Origin of the sequence: Leifsonia sp. 2TAF2 (assembly GCF_052115085.1) — a bacterium.
GTDB lineage: Bacteria > Actinomycetota > Actinomycetes > Actinomycetales > Microbacteriaceae > Leifsonia.
In genome coordinates this window covers 1,016,457-1,031,878 of record NZ_JBFRFY010000001.1, presented here as the reverse complement: position 1 = coordinate 1,031,878, position 15,422 = coordinate 1,016,457, and the positions used below count along the sequence as shown (strand labels likewise).

Annotated in this window: 14 protein-coding genes; 5 read left to right on the top strand and 9 right to left on the bottom strand. The window is 63.3% G+C overall.

Annotation, left to right across the window (positions count from 1 at the left end; genetic code table 11):
- The 6 genes from AB4Z18_RS04935 to AB4Z18_RS04910 form a co-directional block, all read right to left on the bottom strand.
- Window positions 1–684, bottom strand: coding sequence for an ABC transporter permease (locus AB4Z18_RS04935; RefSeq protein ID WP_441781578.1), 684 nt, complete (start codon window positions 682–684; stop codon window positions 1–3).
- 632 nt (window positions 685–1,316) lie between these two features.
- Window positions 1,317–2,126: a tetratricopeptide repeat protein gene (locus tag AB4Z18_RS04930; protein ID WP_441781577.1), complete on the bottom strand. Its 810-nt coding sequence runs from the start codon at window positions 2,124–2,126 to the stop codon at window positions 1,317–1,319.
- A gap of 74 nt (window positions 2,127–2,200) precedes the next feature.
- Window positions 2,201–2,842 (bottom strand): hypothetical protein, encoded by a 642-nt coding sequence (locus tag AB4Z18_RS04925; protein WP_441781576.1) that lies wholly within the window; start codon window positions 2,840–2,842, stop codon window positions 2,201–2,203.
- A 395-nt stretch (window positions 2,843–3,237) separates the two neighbouring features.
- Window positions 3,238–3,930 (bottom strand): hypothetical protein, encoded by a 693-nt coding sequence (locus AB4Z18_RS04920; protein WP_441781575.1) that lies wholly within the window; start codon window positions 3,928–3,930, stop codon window positions 3,238–3,240.
- A gap of 163 nt (window positions 3,931–4,093) precedes the next feature.
- The gene (locus AB4Z18_RS04915; protein WP_441781574.1) at window positions 4,094–5,524 is read right to left on the bottom strand and encodes a DEAD/DEAH box helicase; all 1,431 of its coding nucleotides are present in this window, start codon (window positions 5,522–5,524) and stop codon (window positions 4,094–4,096) included.
- A gap of 256 nt (window positions 5,525–5,780) precedes the next feature.
- Window positions 5,781–6,497, bottom strand: coding sequence for a DUF6994 family protein (locus AB4Z18_RS04910; RefSeq protein ID WP_441781573.1), 717 nt, complete (start codon window positions 6,495–6,497; stop codon window positions 5,781–5,783).
- Window positions 6,498–6,657: 160 nt separating this feature from the next.
- Between AB4Z18_RS04910 and AB4Z18_RS04905 the strand changes: the two genes are divergently transcribed.
- Genes AB4Z18_RS04905 through AB4Z18_RS04890 form a run of 4 tightly spaced genes read left to right on the top strand, consistent with a single transcriptional unit; the run spans window position 6,658 to window position 11,202 of the window.
- The gene (locus AB4Z18_RS04905; RefSeq protein ID WP_441781572.1) at window positions 6,658–8,421 is read left to right on the top strand and encodes an McrB family protein; all 1,764 of its coding nucleotides are present in this window, start codon (window positions 6,658–6,660) and stop codon (window positions 8,419–8,421) included.
- A gap of 2 nt (window positions 8,422–8,423) precedes the next feature.
- Complete coding sequence (locus AB4Z18_RS04900) at window positions 8,424–9,656, top strand: McrC family protein (protein ID WP_441781571.1); 1,233 nt, start codon at window positions 8,424–8,426, stop codon at window positions 9,654–9,656.
- Window positions 9,657–9,706: 50 nt separating this feature from the next.
- Window positions 9,707–10,858: a TRAFAC clade GTPase domain-containing protein gene (locus AB4Z18_RS04895; protein ID WP_441781570.1), complete on the top strand. Its 1,152-nt coding sequence runs from the start codon at window positions 9,707–9,709 to the stop codon at window positions 10,856–10,858.
- The gene (locus AB4Z18_RS04890; RefSeq protein ID WP_441781569.1) at window positions 10,855–11,202 is read left to right on the top strand and encodes a hypothetical protein; all 348 of its coding nucleotides are present in this window, start codon (window positions 10,855–10,857) and stop codon (window positions 11,200–11,202) included. The genes AB4Z18_RS04895 and AB4Z18_RS04890 overlap by 4 nt, the downstream gene beginning before the upstream one ends.
- Window positions 11,203–11,255: 53 nt before the next feature.
- Here AB4Z18_RS04890 and AB4Z18_RS04885 read toward each other — a convergent pair whose 3' ends face one another.
- The 3 genes from AB4Z18_RS04885 to AB4Z18_RS04875 all read right to left on the bottom strand — a co-directional run bounded on the left by AB4Z18_RS04885 (window position 11,256) and on the right by AB4Z18_RS04875 (window position 14,842).
- Window positions 11,256–12,443 (bottom strand): ankyrin repeat domain-containing protein, encoded by a 1,188-nt coding sequence (locus tag AB4Z18_RS04885; RefSeq protein WP_441781568.1) that lies wholly within the window; start codon window positions 12,441–12,443, stop codon window positions 11,256–11,258.
- Window positions 12,444–13,142: 699 nt separating this feature from the next.
- The gene (locus AB4Z18_RS04880) at window positions 13,143–14,015 is read right to left on the bottom strand and encodes a DUF3037 domain-containing protein (RefSeq protein ID WP_441781567.1); all 873 of its coding nucleotides are present in this window, start codon (window positions 14,013–14,015) and stop codon (window positions 13,143–13,145) included.
- Window positions 14,016–14,026: 11 nt separating this feature from the next.
- On the bottom strand, window positions 14,027–14,842 hold the full coding sequence (locus AB4Z18_RS04875; protein ID WP_441781566.1) for a hypothetical protein: 816 nt from the start codon (window positions 14,840–14,842) through the stop codon (window positions 14,027–14,029).
- A gap of 212 nt (window positions 14,843–15,054) precedes the next feature.
- On the opposite strand from AB4Z18_RS04875, the gene AB4Z18_RS04870 reads away from it, so the two are divergent.
- Complete coding sequence (locus AB4Z18_RS04870; protein WP_441781565.1) at window positions 15,055–15,252, top strand: SHOCT domain-containing protein; 198 nt, start codon at window positions 15,055–15,057, stop codon at window positions 15,250–15,252.
- Window positions 15,253–15,422: the final 170 nt, after the last annotated feature.

The window sequence follows — 15,422 nt, the reverse complement described above, 5'->3', positions numbered from 1 at the left end:
TCAGGCTCCCCGCTCGACAATGACGAGGGATGCCTTCCGTTGCAGGCGCTGCATTGGCTGGGGCCAGCGCATCAGGGAGCGTCCGATGAGGACCAGGATCGTGTCGAAGGCCAGTGCGATCACCAGACTCGCAATGACGCCGACCAGGATCTCCTCGAAGAACTGGCGTTGCATCCCGTCGGTGAACAGGTAGCCGAGATTCGCTGAACCGACGAGCGCTCCGACGGAGACCAAGGCCACCGTGCTCGCCGACACGACTCTGATCCCGGCCAGCAGGACGGGACCGGCAAGCGGCAGCTCGACCGCCCAGAAAAGCGACCGTCGGGAGTGGCCGACAGCCGTTGCGGCCTCGACGGTGTCCGCTGGGACGGAGGCGAACGCATCCGAGGCCGAGCGCACCATCACAGCGACCGCGTAGATCGTCAGCGCGACCACAATGTTGACCGGGTCTGTGATCCGGGTGCCCAGCACATACGGGAGGATCACGAAGAGAGGAAGGGACGGAATCGTGTAGAGCAGACTCCCGCCGCCGACGATGATCGACCGCCAGGGCTTCCACCGGCTGGCGAGCCAGCCCAGGGGCACGGCTGCGACGAACCCGATCAGAATCGGGGGGATGCTCAAGAGAACGTGGTTGAGCGTGAGCTCGCCGATGAGGCTGATATTCGAAATGATCCAGCCCATGCAACCGATCCGTTCGCCAGGGAAGACACGCGCTCGGCCGAGAAGCACTCGGCCGAGCCCGATTTATCTACCTTAGCTAGCAATTCCGGGTTGCGGCGAGGGTGGCGGACGCATTCGGGGAACTATGAGTCGCAGAGCCGGCGGGCCGCTAACGAGGCGAGCCTTATCGGGTGCCCCTGGAGGGACTCGAAAACTACGACCACCCTTTAAGCACCGTTCGCGTGATGCCAAAAACCGCGGAATTCCGCCCTTTTTGAGCTCCTGGAGATGACTGCGATCACATAGGAACTCGCCCGATTGTGGGCAAATTGTGGGCAAATCGGACGAGGGGTGAAATCTAAAATGAGAATTCGTCCTACCTGGGCCGAGGTGTAACTCGAGGGAGGTTGCTTAGCGACGCGCGCGTTTGACCACAGTCTCCGTCAGCCCGCGACTCTGGGTCGATACCCTAACTCTTTCGAACCTCCGCTCCTGAACGAACGCATCACTCGCAGATCCCCACCCACAGCCCATCACGCGGCCAGGGGCAAACCCACGTACAACTCGCGTCTTTGTGTCGATTCTCCGCACGTCTGGGAGCGTTCAGACGAACGGTGAGACGGCGACCACAGAAGTTGATGTGGACGGAGGCGCTAGAACTCTGTCGTCGGATTCTCGCCGCGAAGATGGGCTAGAAACTCGTGGACCGCGGCGGTTCTCATATTCGCCGGCTCACCCACCCAGTCAATGAACCTGTCCGTACCGAGGATGCGCATAACCCCGCTCAGCGCTTCGCTGTTACCCGCACGAACAGCTGCGGTGTACCACTCGACAGCAAGATCGAGCTTGTGTCGCTGTTCGTAGTTCCCGCCGAGGTACAGCATTGCTTCGGCCTCGCCGAGATCGGCCGCTTTCCTGTACCAGTGGATGGCCTGCTCCTGATGCCCCTGGTGCGTGAACACTCCACCGAGACCGGTCATCGCTGCACCGTCGCCGTCTCGAACGCGGGTTAGAAGGTCGAGAGTAGCGCCGGCGTCCGAGTTCACGGCCGCCATTCTCGTGTACCAATTCACGGCCTGGTCGATATCGCCCTGAAGCGCATAGTGGCCGGCGATGATTGGAAGGGCGTCGTCATCGCCCGCTTCCGCAGCGGCCTTGTACCAGCGGATCGACTGTTCGACGTCTCCTCGTTCGGCATAGCGGTTCCCCAGATTGAACATCGCGTCGCGGATCCCTGCGTCAGCAGCCTTGATGTACCACTGAATCGCCTTTTCGGTGTTGCCTAGCTCTTGCTCAACGATGCCAAGCCTGAACTTCGCTTCGGCGTGTCCTCCCATGGCCGCGTCTTCGTACGAAGGGACCGCTACCTCAAGTTGTCCACTCTGCTCAGCCGCCAGGCCGCGCCCGAACGCTGAAGCGGTGTCCGTCGTTGGGGCCTTCTTTCGCCATCGCTCAAAAGCCACGTGTGTCCGACCCTCTCTCAAAGTGATGCATCCAACGTCCTCCGAAGATCCTCCTGGCGCAGTCACGACCCGAACTACTGGCAGTGCGCGTTGTAGTCGGATTGCAGTTGCTCAGCCTGCTGCTTCAGTGACGGACCGCCATGCTCAACGTAGTAGGTGTAGCGATCCACATCGTCGTAACCGATCCCGTTGAACTTCTCCCAGTTCGTCACGCCCGTGACTGGACGCGGTGGCGAGGTTGGGGGAACCCACTTCGTCCAGGCCATCTTCGCGTTGATCTCGGCTACCAGTTCGTCGTGCTGCTGGTTCACAGCGGCCAACTCCGACTTCCAATCGGCGCACGTCTGAGCGACCTTTGCAGCTTCGTCGGCTTCCGCTTCGGCTCGGGCACCGGACACCGCAAGATTGACGACAACGAAGGCAACCAAGACCGTAATGGCGACGGGAAGCCAAATCCATGTCCACCAGGCCTTCCAGCTGCGGCACCACACCCACATCGCGATGCTCGCGACGAGAGCAACAATGCCGCCGGTGGACAGCCGCCCACCCCAGCCGACCTCGACCCCTAGGGTGGATGCTGCAAAATAGGGCGCGAAGGTTGCCGTCACGGCCAGAACGAGAAGGGCGGCAGCAGCAAATCTGCCCCCGCCGCTCTTCCGCGCGGACTCGTTCGGGCTCGACGGAGGAACGGCATTGGATGATGTGGGAACGCTCACAAATCGACGCTATCGTTCGACTGGATCGCGCGTGTACAACCAAATCGGGGGTCGCTGCGTGGCCGGGCTCCCCCGGTGGAGGGAACGTTCCCGTGATCACGAGGGAGCGGTCAATCCGTCTCGCTGTCCATGGGCGACCCGCCGGATGCAAGAGGACGTAACCTGCAAGCAAATCGTCGTAGCGACACATCTCCCGACATCGCGCTCAAAAACCGGATCTCATCGCCGCGGACTTCGGTCGAGTTGGTGCTGGTCGAGAACGAGCGGCCGCGATCAGGTGCCGTGGAGCTGATTCGGGCGACCTGACCCGCACGCGACTCGGAGACGCCCGTGTCGGACGCAAAGGCTGAGCGCACGGTCACTGTCGTGATAGAGCTCGGCCGGTTGAAATTCTGTTATCGAACGATCTCGATCTGTTCAGCGGAATGCAGCTCCATCTGCGCAACGCCGTTGTACAGCGTGATCGGGCCGGCGGCGCAGAGGGTCGTTCCCAGTGGAATAGCTTCGACCCCACCGACGTCCCAGAGGACGAACTGAAAGCGCCCCGGATCGGGATAGTCGAGCCCGAGATTGAGGAAGACGTCGTCCTCGGACTGTCCCGACCCGGCCAACGGCCCACAGACCCGCTGCGTCGTTCCGGTGTGATCGATTGCTTGATTCCAGGCAAGTCCGCCGCCGGGCTGAGCCTGCTCGCCGGACTGTCCGCTCGAGGGACCTCCGGTGCAAAGCGCATCAGCGCTCAGGAGTTCGACGGCTTCCTGCCTGATGCGCTGCGCCCATTCGCTGCACGCCTCGGTGCCGAACTGACGCGCTGAAATGCGCGCCGAGGAGTAGTCCGCGAACGTGTCGTACTCCGTCGGGCAATGCGTGGTGAGCCATGCGATTTGTTCGTTGATGTAATCGGTGGTATCCCCTGAGCGCTCCCGCTCGATAACAGTGGACAAGATCCCGCTGCAGGTCGCGCCAGGGTTCGGAGGGCGATCGCTGGCGCCGTACCCCTTGGTGCAGGCAGTAAACGCTGTGATCATGACGATGACGACAAGGATCGATCGGACGATTCTCGGTCCTCGTGTTCGCTCGTCCGTCATGCGACTTTCCTTGTCTGCGGATCGTGGATTTTTTCCGCTTTTCCGATGTTCGTCGAGGTACCGGTAACCGCTCGCACGGTGACGCGCAAGCTAACCGACGACCCTGTCGTCAAACTCGCCTTTCGATTCCCCACGCAACGACGCTACCGCCGCCATCCGCCAGTCAGCCTGCCCCAAAGGTGGGGATCAGCGGCGGCAACGTCGGCGCTTGCGCCTTGGGCGAGCCATCCCAACGGAGCCACCGGCGGAAACTCGCTACATCCGCCGCATCGCCCATCCACTCCGATGCGGCGAAGGGGCGGATCTGTTCGAGGAAGCCGAAGTGCCCGTCACGCGCAGGGTCCTCACCGGTCTCGCGGACGTAGAGAATCGCAATTCGGGCGGGCCGCCCATCCTTCTTCAAGCGGATAACGCGTCCCATGCGCTGAATCATCTGGCGTGGCGTCTGGCTTGCGGCGACGATCAACGCGAATTCCGCCTCGGGAACGTCGATACCCTCGTCGAGGATGCGCGGTGCGCACAACGCCTTGAGCCGCCCGCGCTCGAAGGCGCGTATGGTCTCGTCGCGTTCCGTTGCAGAGGAGTCACTCGTCAACGGGAACGCGGAGGTGTGGCGGTCGACGATATATGCGAGCCGCCGCGCGCTTTCGTTGGTCTCTGTGAAGATCAGGCTCCCCGACATGTCCCCCAGCTCCGAGGCAACGGCGCTCAGGAACGATTCCTTCGCTCCTGCTTCGGCCCTGAGTCGCCGCCGTTCGGCGAAGGCGCTCATGTAGGAGGAGCAGAGTTGGCGCTCTTCGTCCCAGTACGAGTCGTGAGCCAGCCGCGCGTTGACCGCTGCGAAGAAGGCGCTCCAGTCGCCGGGGTAGTCGAACTGCTCGATTAGGTCTGTCATCGCATCGCTGCATCGCTCGCGGGCCTGCTTGTATTCCCGCGCCTCGGCGTCGGAGAAGTCGACGCCGATCAGTGCCAGGTGAAAAGGGGCGACGACCTTGTCCTCGAGAGCCGATGCGTAGCCATACGAGGAGGTCACCCCGTCGAAGTACGGCAGGAGGTACCTCTCGACGCCTTCATCGAGCTGTCGCTCGAGAGTACCCGTCAAGCCGAGCCTGCGTTCGTAGCGCTCGTGTAGCGCTTTCGAGAAGGCTTGTGAGCCGTAGCGGTGCACCTCGTCCGCGACGACAAGCCCGAGGCTGATGGGAACCGGCTGCGCCCGATACGCAGACTGAATTGTCGCGACCAAGACGTCGTGGTCCCGAAAAGTGTCCGCTTGTCCGCTCGTGAGCAATCCGATGGAGGTGCCCGGAAGTGACTTCCGCAGCGTCAACGCCCACTGCTTCAGTAGCGCCCTGGTGGGGACCAGAACGAGCGCCTTCCCGCCGCCCACGACCACTGTTTCGTGGATCGCGGCGACGCCCACTAGCGACTTTCCAGTGCCCGTAATGGCCTCGACGATGCCCCGATGCCCCGCGGCGCGCCAGCGGTCAAGGGCGGTCGCCTGCCACGACCTCAGCGCTGGGCCGGCGTACGTTCCGTCGAGCGTCGAGGGCGCGGATGCGGAGGTCCACTCGTGTGCGTACGGGTCCTCCGGCACAGTGTCCGGGACCTCCTCCATAGCTAGCGCGATGGGGACGGAAGCACCCTTTGGCGCAAACGTGAGGGCGGAGGATGCTGCACACGTCGACCGCTGGAACAGATAATCTCGAAGAACGCCGCCGCGCGAGACTCTTACCAGTTCGCCACAACGAGGACACTGCTGTCTCTGGGGCGCCCTCGATGCCATGCTCCCATGTTATGGATACGCCCGTTCCGCGTCCGGCCCCTCTTCGAGCCACACTGCCGGCGGGCGCTCACTCGCCTCTACCGTGCCCGGTCTGCCACGCCTTCATGCGTTGGTTGCGTGCAGCGACGAACCGGAGCGTGGCGTCGCGGTACGCCGCGTAGTGCGGGAGTCTCCGCGGAAGCGGATCGCCGTCGAAGCCCTCGAAGGGCGAGAGGAATGCGATTTCGCCTGTCTCGCCGACAAGGTCCTGCAGGTGGAAGAACGTGACGTATCCGGAGAAGTCCACGAAGAGGTCGAAGAAGGCTCGGTAGCGGTCGAGGGTCGCTTCCAGCGGACTCGACTCTCCCCGGTAGAAGCGGCGGATGCACTCGAGCGTCAGGTCGAATCGGTCGCGGATGCGTGGACTCATCCCCCGGTGCTGGTTGATGCTCCATCCTCGCGTCGCGCCCCCGACCGGGAAGACGATGGAACCGCCGATCGAGTATCCGCGTCGGTGGAAGTCGAGGTTCTCCTCCGGAGGCATCTGCTGATAGAGCGCCCGGAGGGTTCCGCGGTGGGAGGTCACGATGGTGTCACTCGCCACCGTGTGGACGCCGAGCTCGTCGGATTCGTGGCGGAGGTAGACGCCGCGAGTTCCAGGGCGGAGCTGGAGTCGGTACCCATTCGGCAGCGGCTTGCTCCACAAGAGTTGGTGGTAGCGCCTCAATGTCGGGCTTGCTGCGTCAGGGTCGCGCCCATTCGCGTCCGACCGCATATCGAAGTCGATGTCGATCTCATCGTCCACGCCGGTCTCCCCACCCATCCTGGCACCTGCTGCCCGATCCACAGGCTATTGGAGCGGGCCCACCGGCATACGCCGGGTAGGGCACGCCCGGCGCTGACGCCGTACGGATCCCGGTCGATATGGTTCATTGTGTCGCCCCACCGCCCGTGAAAGGACGAAGATGAGTTTCGCTGAGACGCCGACGCAAGCCCACGACGACGCCGAGCTTCAGCAACTGGCCTCGGTCATCCTCCCAAACGGGCGAGGCGACCAGTCCGTGCGCGATGCCGCAGCACTCTTCGTTGACGCCGGCCTCAGGCGGGGCGACTCGGTCTTCGCGCCCGGACGGGCCGTGTGGACGCAGGCGAATGTCGACGAGCTGGTGACCCGCTTTGTCCAGCAGCCGCATGTGGCGGGCGGATCCTTCGCCGAGAAGCTGTCCCAGCAACTGGCGGATGCGCCGGACGACGCCAAGCTGCTCATGGCCGAGTTGGTGACCTGGCAGCTGCTCCCGATCTGGATCGGCACCATCGGCGAAAAGAAGAAGCGGGCGCGCGTCGAGGCCGTCCTCCGCCTGATGGAGCATCCGGTCACCATCCCCGAGAGCATCCTCGCCGCGTTCCCGGCCGGCGCCTTCAATCCCGGGACGCGGATGGGCAGCCAGTTGTACGAGGCGATGACGATCATCGTCAACATGGTGAAGGCGTGGACTCAGCTCTCGCCCGAGCGGCAGGAGGACCTCCTCGAACACCCACTGCGCCTGCGCGACTTCATACGCGACGAGGTCGCCGGCGAGTCGTTCCCGACACAGCGGAACGCCCTTCTCTATCTGATCCGGCCGGACTACTTCCAGTCCATCGTGGCCGCCGACCACAAGCTCGCCATCCGGGACGCCTTCATCGGCGACGCCGGCGGCGCGGCCGAGGACATCGACGCCGACCTGAACCGCATCTCGCTCGCCCTGCAGACGAAGGGCGGCAAGCCGTTCGACTTCTACGACGAGGAGTACCTCCGGGTATGGCGACCCGAGGAGGCTCCGCAGCCGGAAGATCAAGAGGACTTCGCCCCGACCCCGGTCTCCGACTACCCCGCGGCGAGCGAGGAGCTGGCCCGGCGGGTCTTCATCGGAACCGAGTGGCTCGACCGGACGCTTGCCTTACTCCATCGCCGCAAGCAGATCATCTTCTATGGACCGCCTGGCACCGGAAAGACCTTCATCGCTCGCGCGCTGGCCGACCACATCACCGGAGGCGATGGGGGCGTCCGGCTCCTCCAGTTCCACCCGAGCTACTCGTACGAGGACTTCTTCGAGGGGCTCCGGCCCAGCACGAAGGACGGCGCGCTCACCTACACGCTCCAGGCGGGACCGATGAAGCGGATCGCGGACGAGGCCGCCAAGAATCCGGAGCTCAACTACGTTCTGATCATCGACGAGATCAACCGCGGCAACCTGGCCAAGATCTTCGGCGAGTTGTACTTCCTGCTCGAGTACCGCGACGAACGAGTCAGCCTCCTGTACGAGCCGGAGACGACCTTCGCCCTCCCGGCGAACGTCTACATCATCGGCACGATGAACACCAGCGACCGATCCATCGCGCTCATGGACGCGGCCATGCGCAGACGATTCGCCTTCATCGAGCTCCACCCCGGCGAGGCGCCCATCGCCCGGGTTCTCCCCAACTGGCTGCAGGCCAACGGTCTCCCGGCAGAAGTCGGAGAGCTGTTCGCTCTCCTCAACGACCGGATCGAGGACCGGGACTTCCGCATCGGGCCGAGCTACCTGATGGCACGCGACGGCAACCTGAGCCCCACCCGTCTCGACGAGATCTGGATGTTCGAAGTGCTCCCTCTGCTCGCCGAGCATCACTACGGCGATGGGGTCGACGTGAACGCCCGCTACGGGCTGGAGGCGCTCAGGGCCGAACTCGAAAGTCGTTCCGCCTGACGATGCACATCCAGCTCGACGAGTGGGCCACGCCCCGGGACATCGACCTTCCGCGTGCGGTCGCATCCGCGCTGAATTCGCGCCAGGTGGCATCCGTGGTCCCCACCGAGATCGATGGCCGCTGGACGGTGAGCCAGGTCCGGAAGGTCGGTTCGCTCACGATCGACGGACACCGCGTCGACATCCGTCCGAAGCTCCCGATCAGCAGGCTGTTCTTCCTCTTCGGCTACGCCCAGCGCCGCAGGCTGTGGTTGGCGGAGGAGACGCGCCTCGACTCCACTCCCGATCTCGTCCCCGCAATCGCGACCGCGTTCCTGCGGCAGCTCGGCGTCGCCGTCGAACAGGGACTTCTGCAGGGGTACCGGGAGCGCCACGACAGCGACACCGTCGTGCGCGGGCGGATCAACTTCGTGGAGCAGTTCAAACGACGACCCGGGCTCGCCTCACCACTCGAACTGCGGTTCGACGAGTTCACCGTCGACATCGACGAGAACCGGATTCTGGCGGCTGCTGTAGAGCGGCTCATGCGGCTCCCCCTCCTGGACCCCGCTTCGAGACGCACACTGCTCCACTTCCGCGGCATGTTCGCCGAGGTCGAGGCATTGCCGCGCGGGCTGCCCCTGCCCCGGACCCGCGAAGATCGTCGCAGCGAGCACTATCAGCCCGCACTGTCCCTGGCTCGACTCATCCTGACGAACGCCTCGATCGAGCACCGCGTCGGCGAGCACACGGCGTCCGCGTTCCTCGTCGACGTCGCGCAAGTGTTCGAGGACTTCGTGTCCGTCGCGCTTCGAGACTCCCTCGAACGCTCGGGCGGCCAGGTGCTCAGCCAACGAAGCGACCGGCTCGACGCGTTGGGGTACGCAGTGGTGCGCCCGGACATCGTCTGGCAGAGCCACGAACGGATCGACGCGGTCATCGATGCCAAATACAAGGCGGAAAGGCCGGCCGGCTACCCGAACGCCGACCTCTACCAGATGGTGACGTACTGCACACGGTACGGCCTTCGCGACGGTCACCTCGTCTACGCATCCGGCGAGGAGACGCCCAAGAGCGTGAACATCATCGGAGCTCCCATCACGGTGCACTGCCACGCTCTGGAGTTGACCGGCTCGCAAGAAGAGATTCTTGGGAGCGTGGACCGCGTCGCAGAGGCGATTGTCGCGTCAAGGGCCTCGGCGGACCTCCCGCCACTCTTGAATGATGTCCGCTTCGACACGGAGATCGAGCGCTAAGCCATGCTCCACGTAAAGCCGCGGGCCGCTCGTGCCCTACGGTGGATCTCATGCAGGAGAAGAAGTCCGTGCTCGAGCAACACATCGCGGTGTTCGGTGAAAGCGGAAGCGGTAAGACCGTGCTGGTCTCGTCGTTCTATGGCGCGGCCCAGGAAGCATCGTTTTTGAAGCAGAGTCTCTATCGGGTCGTCGCTGACGACATCGGGCAGGGGTCGCGGCTAAACCGCAACTACCTCGGCATGCGGGACGAGGCTAAGGCCCCCGACGCGACGCGCTTCGCGGCGACGTCGTACGCGTTCTCGATCAAACTGAAGGATCCGCCGAGCGTCAAGGCGGCCAAGGCGCGCCCGTTCGAAGCGCTTCGCCTCGTCTGGCACGACTATCCCGGCGAGTGGTTCGAACAGGGCGTGAGCGGCGAGGAGGAGGCAACGCGCCGCGTCGACACCTTCCGTTCGCTCTTGGGGTCCGACGTTGCCTTGCTCCTCGTCGATGGTCAGCGTCTCGTCGACCACGCAGGCGAGGAAGAGCGGTACCTGAAGTCGCTCTTCAGCAACTTCTCGAACGGCCTTCTCTCCCTCAAGGATGACCTGCTCGATTCCGGGAAACCGCTTGCCCAATTCCCTCGGATCTGGATCATGGCTCTGACGAAAGCCGACCTCCTTCCGGAGATGGACGCTTTCAGGTTCAGGGACCTCCTGGACCTCAAGGCCGCCGATCACCTGAACGAGCTCCGCAGCGTCCTCGCCGGATTCGTGCAGTACCCCGACGCAATGTCGGTCGCCGAAGATTTCCTCCTGCTATCGTCCGCGAAGTTCGAGCCGAACAAGATCGAGGTCTCCAAGCGAGTCGGCATCGATCTCGTACTGCCGGTGGCTGCAATCCTGCCGCTCGAGCGCCACGCCAGGTGGGCCAGGGTCCAACAGTTGCCTGCCAAAGTGGCCGACGGGATCATCACCAACGGTGCGCGGTTGCTCGCTGCAGCGCTACTCGGGAAGGACCATCCCGGCGTGCTGGGGAAGGTCCTCGCATTGATCAATCCGGACGTTGTGGACGAGGCCGCTCAAATAGCCGGTGACAAACTTCGAGAGCTGAACCAGCAGGCAATCACCAAACAGAACTACGTCACTGCCACACTCACTCGCTTCCAGATGGACTTGGACCGAGGAGAGGAAAACCAGGTCCTGCTGCGGAGCCTCAAGTGACTCTTGAGCCGGGTTCGTTCATCTGGGCGACGCGCGGTCGTCGGTGGGGCTTCCGCTTCCTGCGCGACGGGGGCTACGACGACCCACTCCCGGTCTACGAAGCTGCCTTCGCCGGCTTAACCGATCGGCGGGAGGTCTGCCAGCAGGCGGACGAAGCGATTATCCTGCGCTTTCCGGATCCCGACGGACGGCAAGACCATTCGCGTCGAATCATCTCGCACGACTTCGTAATCCGGCCAACCAGCTCAGGCCAGCTGCCCGCCGTCGAGGATGCGCCCGATATTGCCTGGGCAACGGTGTCCGCGGACTACGCACAGCTGTGGGACGCAGATCCAGCGGACTGAGTAACACCTACCATCCTCAGTGCCTGGAGGGCATCTCGAACGCCTTGGCCCCGTCAGCCTCGACGAAGCGGAAAAGATTCGACCCACATCGGCTCGAGCTCGTCCCGGATCGGATTCAGGCGTTCCTCGTCACCCACCTCCTCGTAGTAACGCTCCAGGCTCTGGAGCGCCTCCCTCAGCTGGTCGCGGGCATGCGCTTTGCGGAGCGTAATGCCAGACCGACTCTCATCCGCTGTGACGTGCGCCACGGCGCGAAGAGAAGGCAACTGCGCTTCGAGCTCACGAGCCAGCTGGTGGGGCAACTGGTCGGCCCAGCTGAACTCCTGGCTCCCCAGCCACAGCTTCCCTTCCTCGTACCACCCGTGGAAGATCTCCCAATGGTTGGGAGCGCGGTAGGCGGCGACGGCGTACTCGAAAGCTTCGCGGCGGCGTAGGGCTTCAATTCCCACCTGGCACATGCGCTCCACGGCACCGTGCTCTTCGTCCGCGGGGAAGTCGTTGCCGAGCTGTTCCCGCAGCTCGTCGGGAGTCATGACGGAAGCGCGTCGGCCGTCGACGTTTCGCGCGACGAGAACAAGTGTCGTCTGGGGCTGCGACCGCTCGAGCTTGTGCAGAAGCGGCGCGAGCGACTCCGGATCGATCGCGCGCTCTGACACCGGCGGCTCCTCGACGAGGGTGAGTCCCGCCGCGGCCACCTCGCGGAGACCCACTCCGATCGGTCCGAATAGTGGACGCGTCCGCGGGCCGGCCTGGTCCATCGGGGTACCTCCCCACTGTCCCGGCCGCTCGGTATCGAACTCTCGCGCTTTCGGGTCAGCACCGGCATTGAGCAACAGCTGCACCAGCTCAACGTGGTCCTTGCCCGCCCCGAAATGCAAAGGAGTCGTACCCAGCGTCGTTCGGCGGTTGACGTCGGCGCCGGCGGCGATCAGCCGCTTGGCAACATCCACGAGCCCCCGCTGGCACACGGTGTGCAGCGCGGTGTGGTTGAGAACCTGCTTGCCAGGAAAGACGATCGCGTTGGCCGCATCGGGATCGGCTCCGTGCGCCAGCAGCGCTTCGACAGCGTGCGACCGCCCATCGACGCACGCGGTCAACAGCGGCGTCTCCCAGTGGGCGATGTCGTCGTCGTACTCGATGCGCGCGAGTCCGTTGAGCGGCGCTCCCTGACGGAGCCAGTAGCCGACGCCCTGCCGAGTGTCTTCCGCGTAAAGGCCCCACTGCGACCCCTGCGAGGCCATGAACTCACTGTCGAGCGATCGGGACGCGAACGCCTCTTGTGCTGCTCGCGCCGCGTCCGCTGACGAGTACGTATTTAGTACCAACCGCAAGATTTCCTGGGGGGTGGAGGGCTGGTCGCCGGCGTGGGGAATGAATTCCGCCGGGCCCGCCTGTGCGGACGGGAGAGACTTCTCGTCGCCGCCTGATTTTGCGCCCCCACCCAGCCGACCCCAAAATCCGCCTCGTCGCTGGTTCCGCACAGGTCCCCCATCATGTCCGCCGTCGGCTACACGGCCAGTTTCGAGCATCTGCAGCGCGACCGCTCGCCCCAATTCGAGTGGTGTGCGTTCTTACAGAATCGTCGAAGGGAGAGCGGAGAACATTCGCTGCGCGCAGCGTTTCGCGGAGGCGCGAGTTGGAGTCAATGAGCCCCAAGGTACACCTAAAGGACCTAGAAACTGCGACTACCCATCAATCACCACTACTGGCGGTCCAAAGTCGCGGAATTCCGCGCTTTTGACCTTCCCGAGACGACTGCGATCTCAAAGGAATTCACGGAATTCTGGGCAAATCGTGGGCCAAACGACTTTCTTGCCTCGCCGATGTCCCAGGAAGCAGCACGTCCTTCGCGCATCCCTCTTGTTGCCTCCGGCAAAGAGAACGAGCGGTCATCCTGGGACACGACCCTGGTTCAAATACCCCACAATCGGTGGTTTGTGCTACGCAGGCAGAAGCGCGTCGTGAGCGACCCGATCAAGTTCGCTGCTCGGTACCAGGTTCACGTCGAGGCTAGTCCAAGCTTCCCGCGCCGCGAAGAAAACATCCATTTGCGACTGTTGCTGACGCCTGCCCGCAGGAGTTTGATAGACAGCGGAGATCGGGACTTCGGGGGATATGCGCCGCTCAAATAGTCCTGGCTTGGCGCCGAGTACTCCGCCGCTATCACGAAGTCGGGTCACGAGGAAACTCCAAGCATGAATGTCCTGCTCTAACTTCTCCGTATCTGCAAGATCGAAAGACCAAACCTGTGAAAGCTGCGTGACGTCTTCATTGACCACGGCGAAATCAAACCTTCCGCGCTGAAGGCCCGCGCTTGCCTGGGGTCGCGTTTCAAGAGTCCTGCCAACATCGCTGAGTGCCACCAAGTCGTACTGCTCACGAAGCTGCGTTACAAGCCGGCGACGAGTCATCGAGCGAGAAGGTACTGAAGCCTCGCTGACCAAGAACTGATACAAGAAGTCCGCCGTCTCGGCTGCGCTCTCCCCTTCGACCGATGTTGGCTCGGAGATCTGGATCGCGTTGTTGAGGCGCGATTGGAGACGATGGACTCGCGCCGAGGTGAAGGCCTCAAACCTCTCGTCACGGAACATGGGGAGTGCTGGGCGCTGGTACGAGTCAATTTCGCGCTCTAGCCATTCGAGCCATGGACGGACACGACTCGCATCCCCTCCTAGCCGACCCGCGCGGCGGAAAGACGAAACTCGGCGAAGGGCCCAGTCACCTCCATCTCGCCCCACAAGTACCCCGACATTGACCATCTCTCCGCGCAGCGTATCCGGTACGTAACGGAGCAACCAGTAGCTGTATCGCATCACTAATTCTCCTAACCACTTATCGGCTTTAGCGTGCCGGCGAGGTGTGAAATTCTGTCAGCGACCACTGACTTTCGGTTGAAAAGAAACCAGCCTAAGGTCTCAAGGTCTTGATCAGATGTGCCCCATTCGGTCGGCACGCCGGCCAGGACCGCCAGGATCTCTTCCGCACTAATGGTATCGAGCCTACCTGCGCACTCGATGAGGCTACCCGGGTCCATCCCCTGGAGGTCTTCGGACCAAGACCAGTCGCGGTGCAGGAGTCTCCTGAGCATTTGCGCGTTCCAGTCGCCACCGTCACCTCCAAGCCAGAATCCGTGATCGAACGACCACAACCTGTAATCCCCAGCCTGGTCGTACAACCACTGAGGATCGCTTCCCATACACAGGTCCCAGAGTGCGGCGAGCGTCGCTCTGCGTTGTGGGTTCCCGTCCCGACGCAAATATACGATCTCGTCCCGCTCTTCCGCGTTCTCGAGATGTAGGGAGCCATGCGCGACGCCGGTTCGAAACCGAGCTGGCCCGTACTTGTCCCCATCGAATCCCGAAGGGATCTGGATCAATGCGGTCGGCCTGACCGGGGCGCCAATTAGTCTCCCAACTCCGGACACGACTGCTTCCGTAACCAGAATCTGATCCCCCTGCGGATTGCCTAGCGCTTTGATCCAGTAGCTCTTGCGATCGTCTGTGATGCAAAGCGTGGCATAAGTCCCGTCGCCGTAGGAGCGCACCTTTGCTCGCATCGTGGAGGTTGGGACCGCCCGCGGACGGTTCCCAAGTGCACCCATCCACGCCTCCAGAGACTCGGGCTGCACGATGGACACCACGGGGTGCAGTCTAGCGATTCGCACGGTTTGGCGAGCGTGAGCCCGCGCGACTCGCATTGAAATCACCTAGGGACCGGTCCACGTCGGTCTTGCAGCGATCGCTTCTACGGGCCGTCCCTTCTCTTACTCCGCCGATGCACCGATTCATGAAGGCTCGCGAATGTAGGTCACGCCGAACGTGACGACCTAACGAAACTCCTGGTGTCGGCACGGTGGCTGAGCAGGCATTCACGACAACCTCTGGGCTTATCAGAGATCGTCTGCCCGCTCCTAAGCGGTCGGAGGAGAGGGACGCGTCCGCTACCGACGTTGCAGACCTGCTCGGGCGGCCTGCGGCGCTGAGGGACTCGGGTGTCCTCACGGAGGAGGAGTTCCAGACGAAAAAGACTGAGCTGTTGATTCGGCTCTGACTGCCGAGCATAGCTACTCAGCGCGTCGGCCTATTCGAAAAGCGCACGACGTGTGCGGCGGGCTTCGGATTACACGCTGCTTCTTCGCTTCTGACCACCTCTCTCGCAAAATGGGAGGCGAACGGGAGAAGTTTGGTGATCGCCGTCCCCCGGTGGCAAAGCGAAGAGCT

What these genes read in the sequence shown, in the direction of transcription:
- AB4Z18_RS04885 (WP_441781568.1), bottom strand. Translation starts at nt 12,443, where the DNA reads ATGGCCTCGCAGGGGTCGCAGTGGGGCCTTTACGCGGAAGACACTCGG.
- AB4Z18_RS04935 (WP_441781578.1), bottom strand. Translation starts at nt 684, where the DNA reads ATGGGCTGGATCATTTCGAATATCAGCCTCATCGGCGAGCTCACGCTC.
- AB4Z18_RS04900 (WP_441781571.1), top strand. Translation starts at nt 8,424, where the DNA reads ATGCACATCCAGCTCGACGAGTGGGCCACGCCCCGGGACATCGACCTT.
- AB4Z18_RS04895 (WP_441781570.1), top strand. Translation starts at nt 9,707, where the DNA reads ATGCAGGAGAAGAAGTCCGTGCTCGAGCAACACATCGCGGTGTTCGGT.
- AB4Z18_RS04920 (WP_441781575.1), bottom strand. Translation starts at nt 3,930, where the DNA reads ATGACGGACGAGCGAACACGAGGACCGAGAATCGTCCGATCGATCCTT.
- AB4Z18_RS04905 (WP_441781572.1), top strand. Translation starts at nt 6,658, where the DNA reads ATGAGTTTCGCTGAGACGCCGACGCAAGCCCACGACGACGCCGAGCTT.
- AB4Z18_RS04880 (WP_441781567.1), bottom strand. Translation starts at nt 14,015, where the DNA reads ATGCGATACAGCTACTGGTTGCTCCGTTACGTACCGGATACGCTGCGC.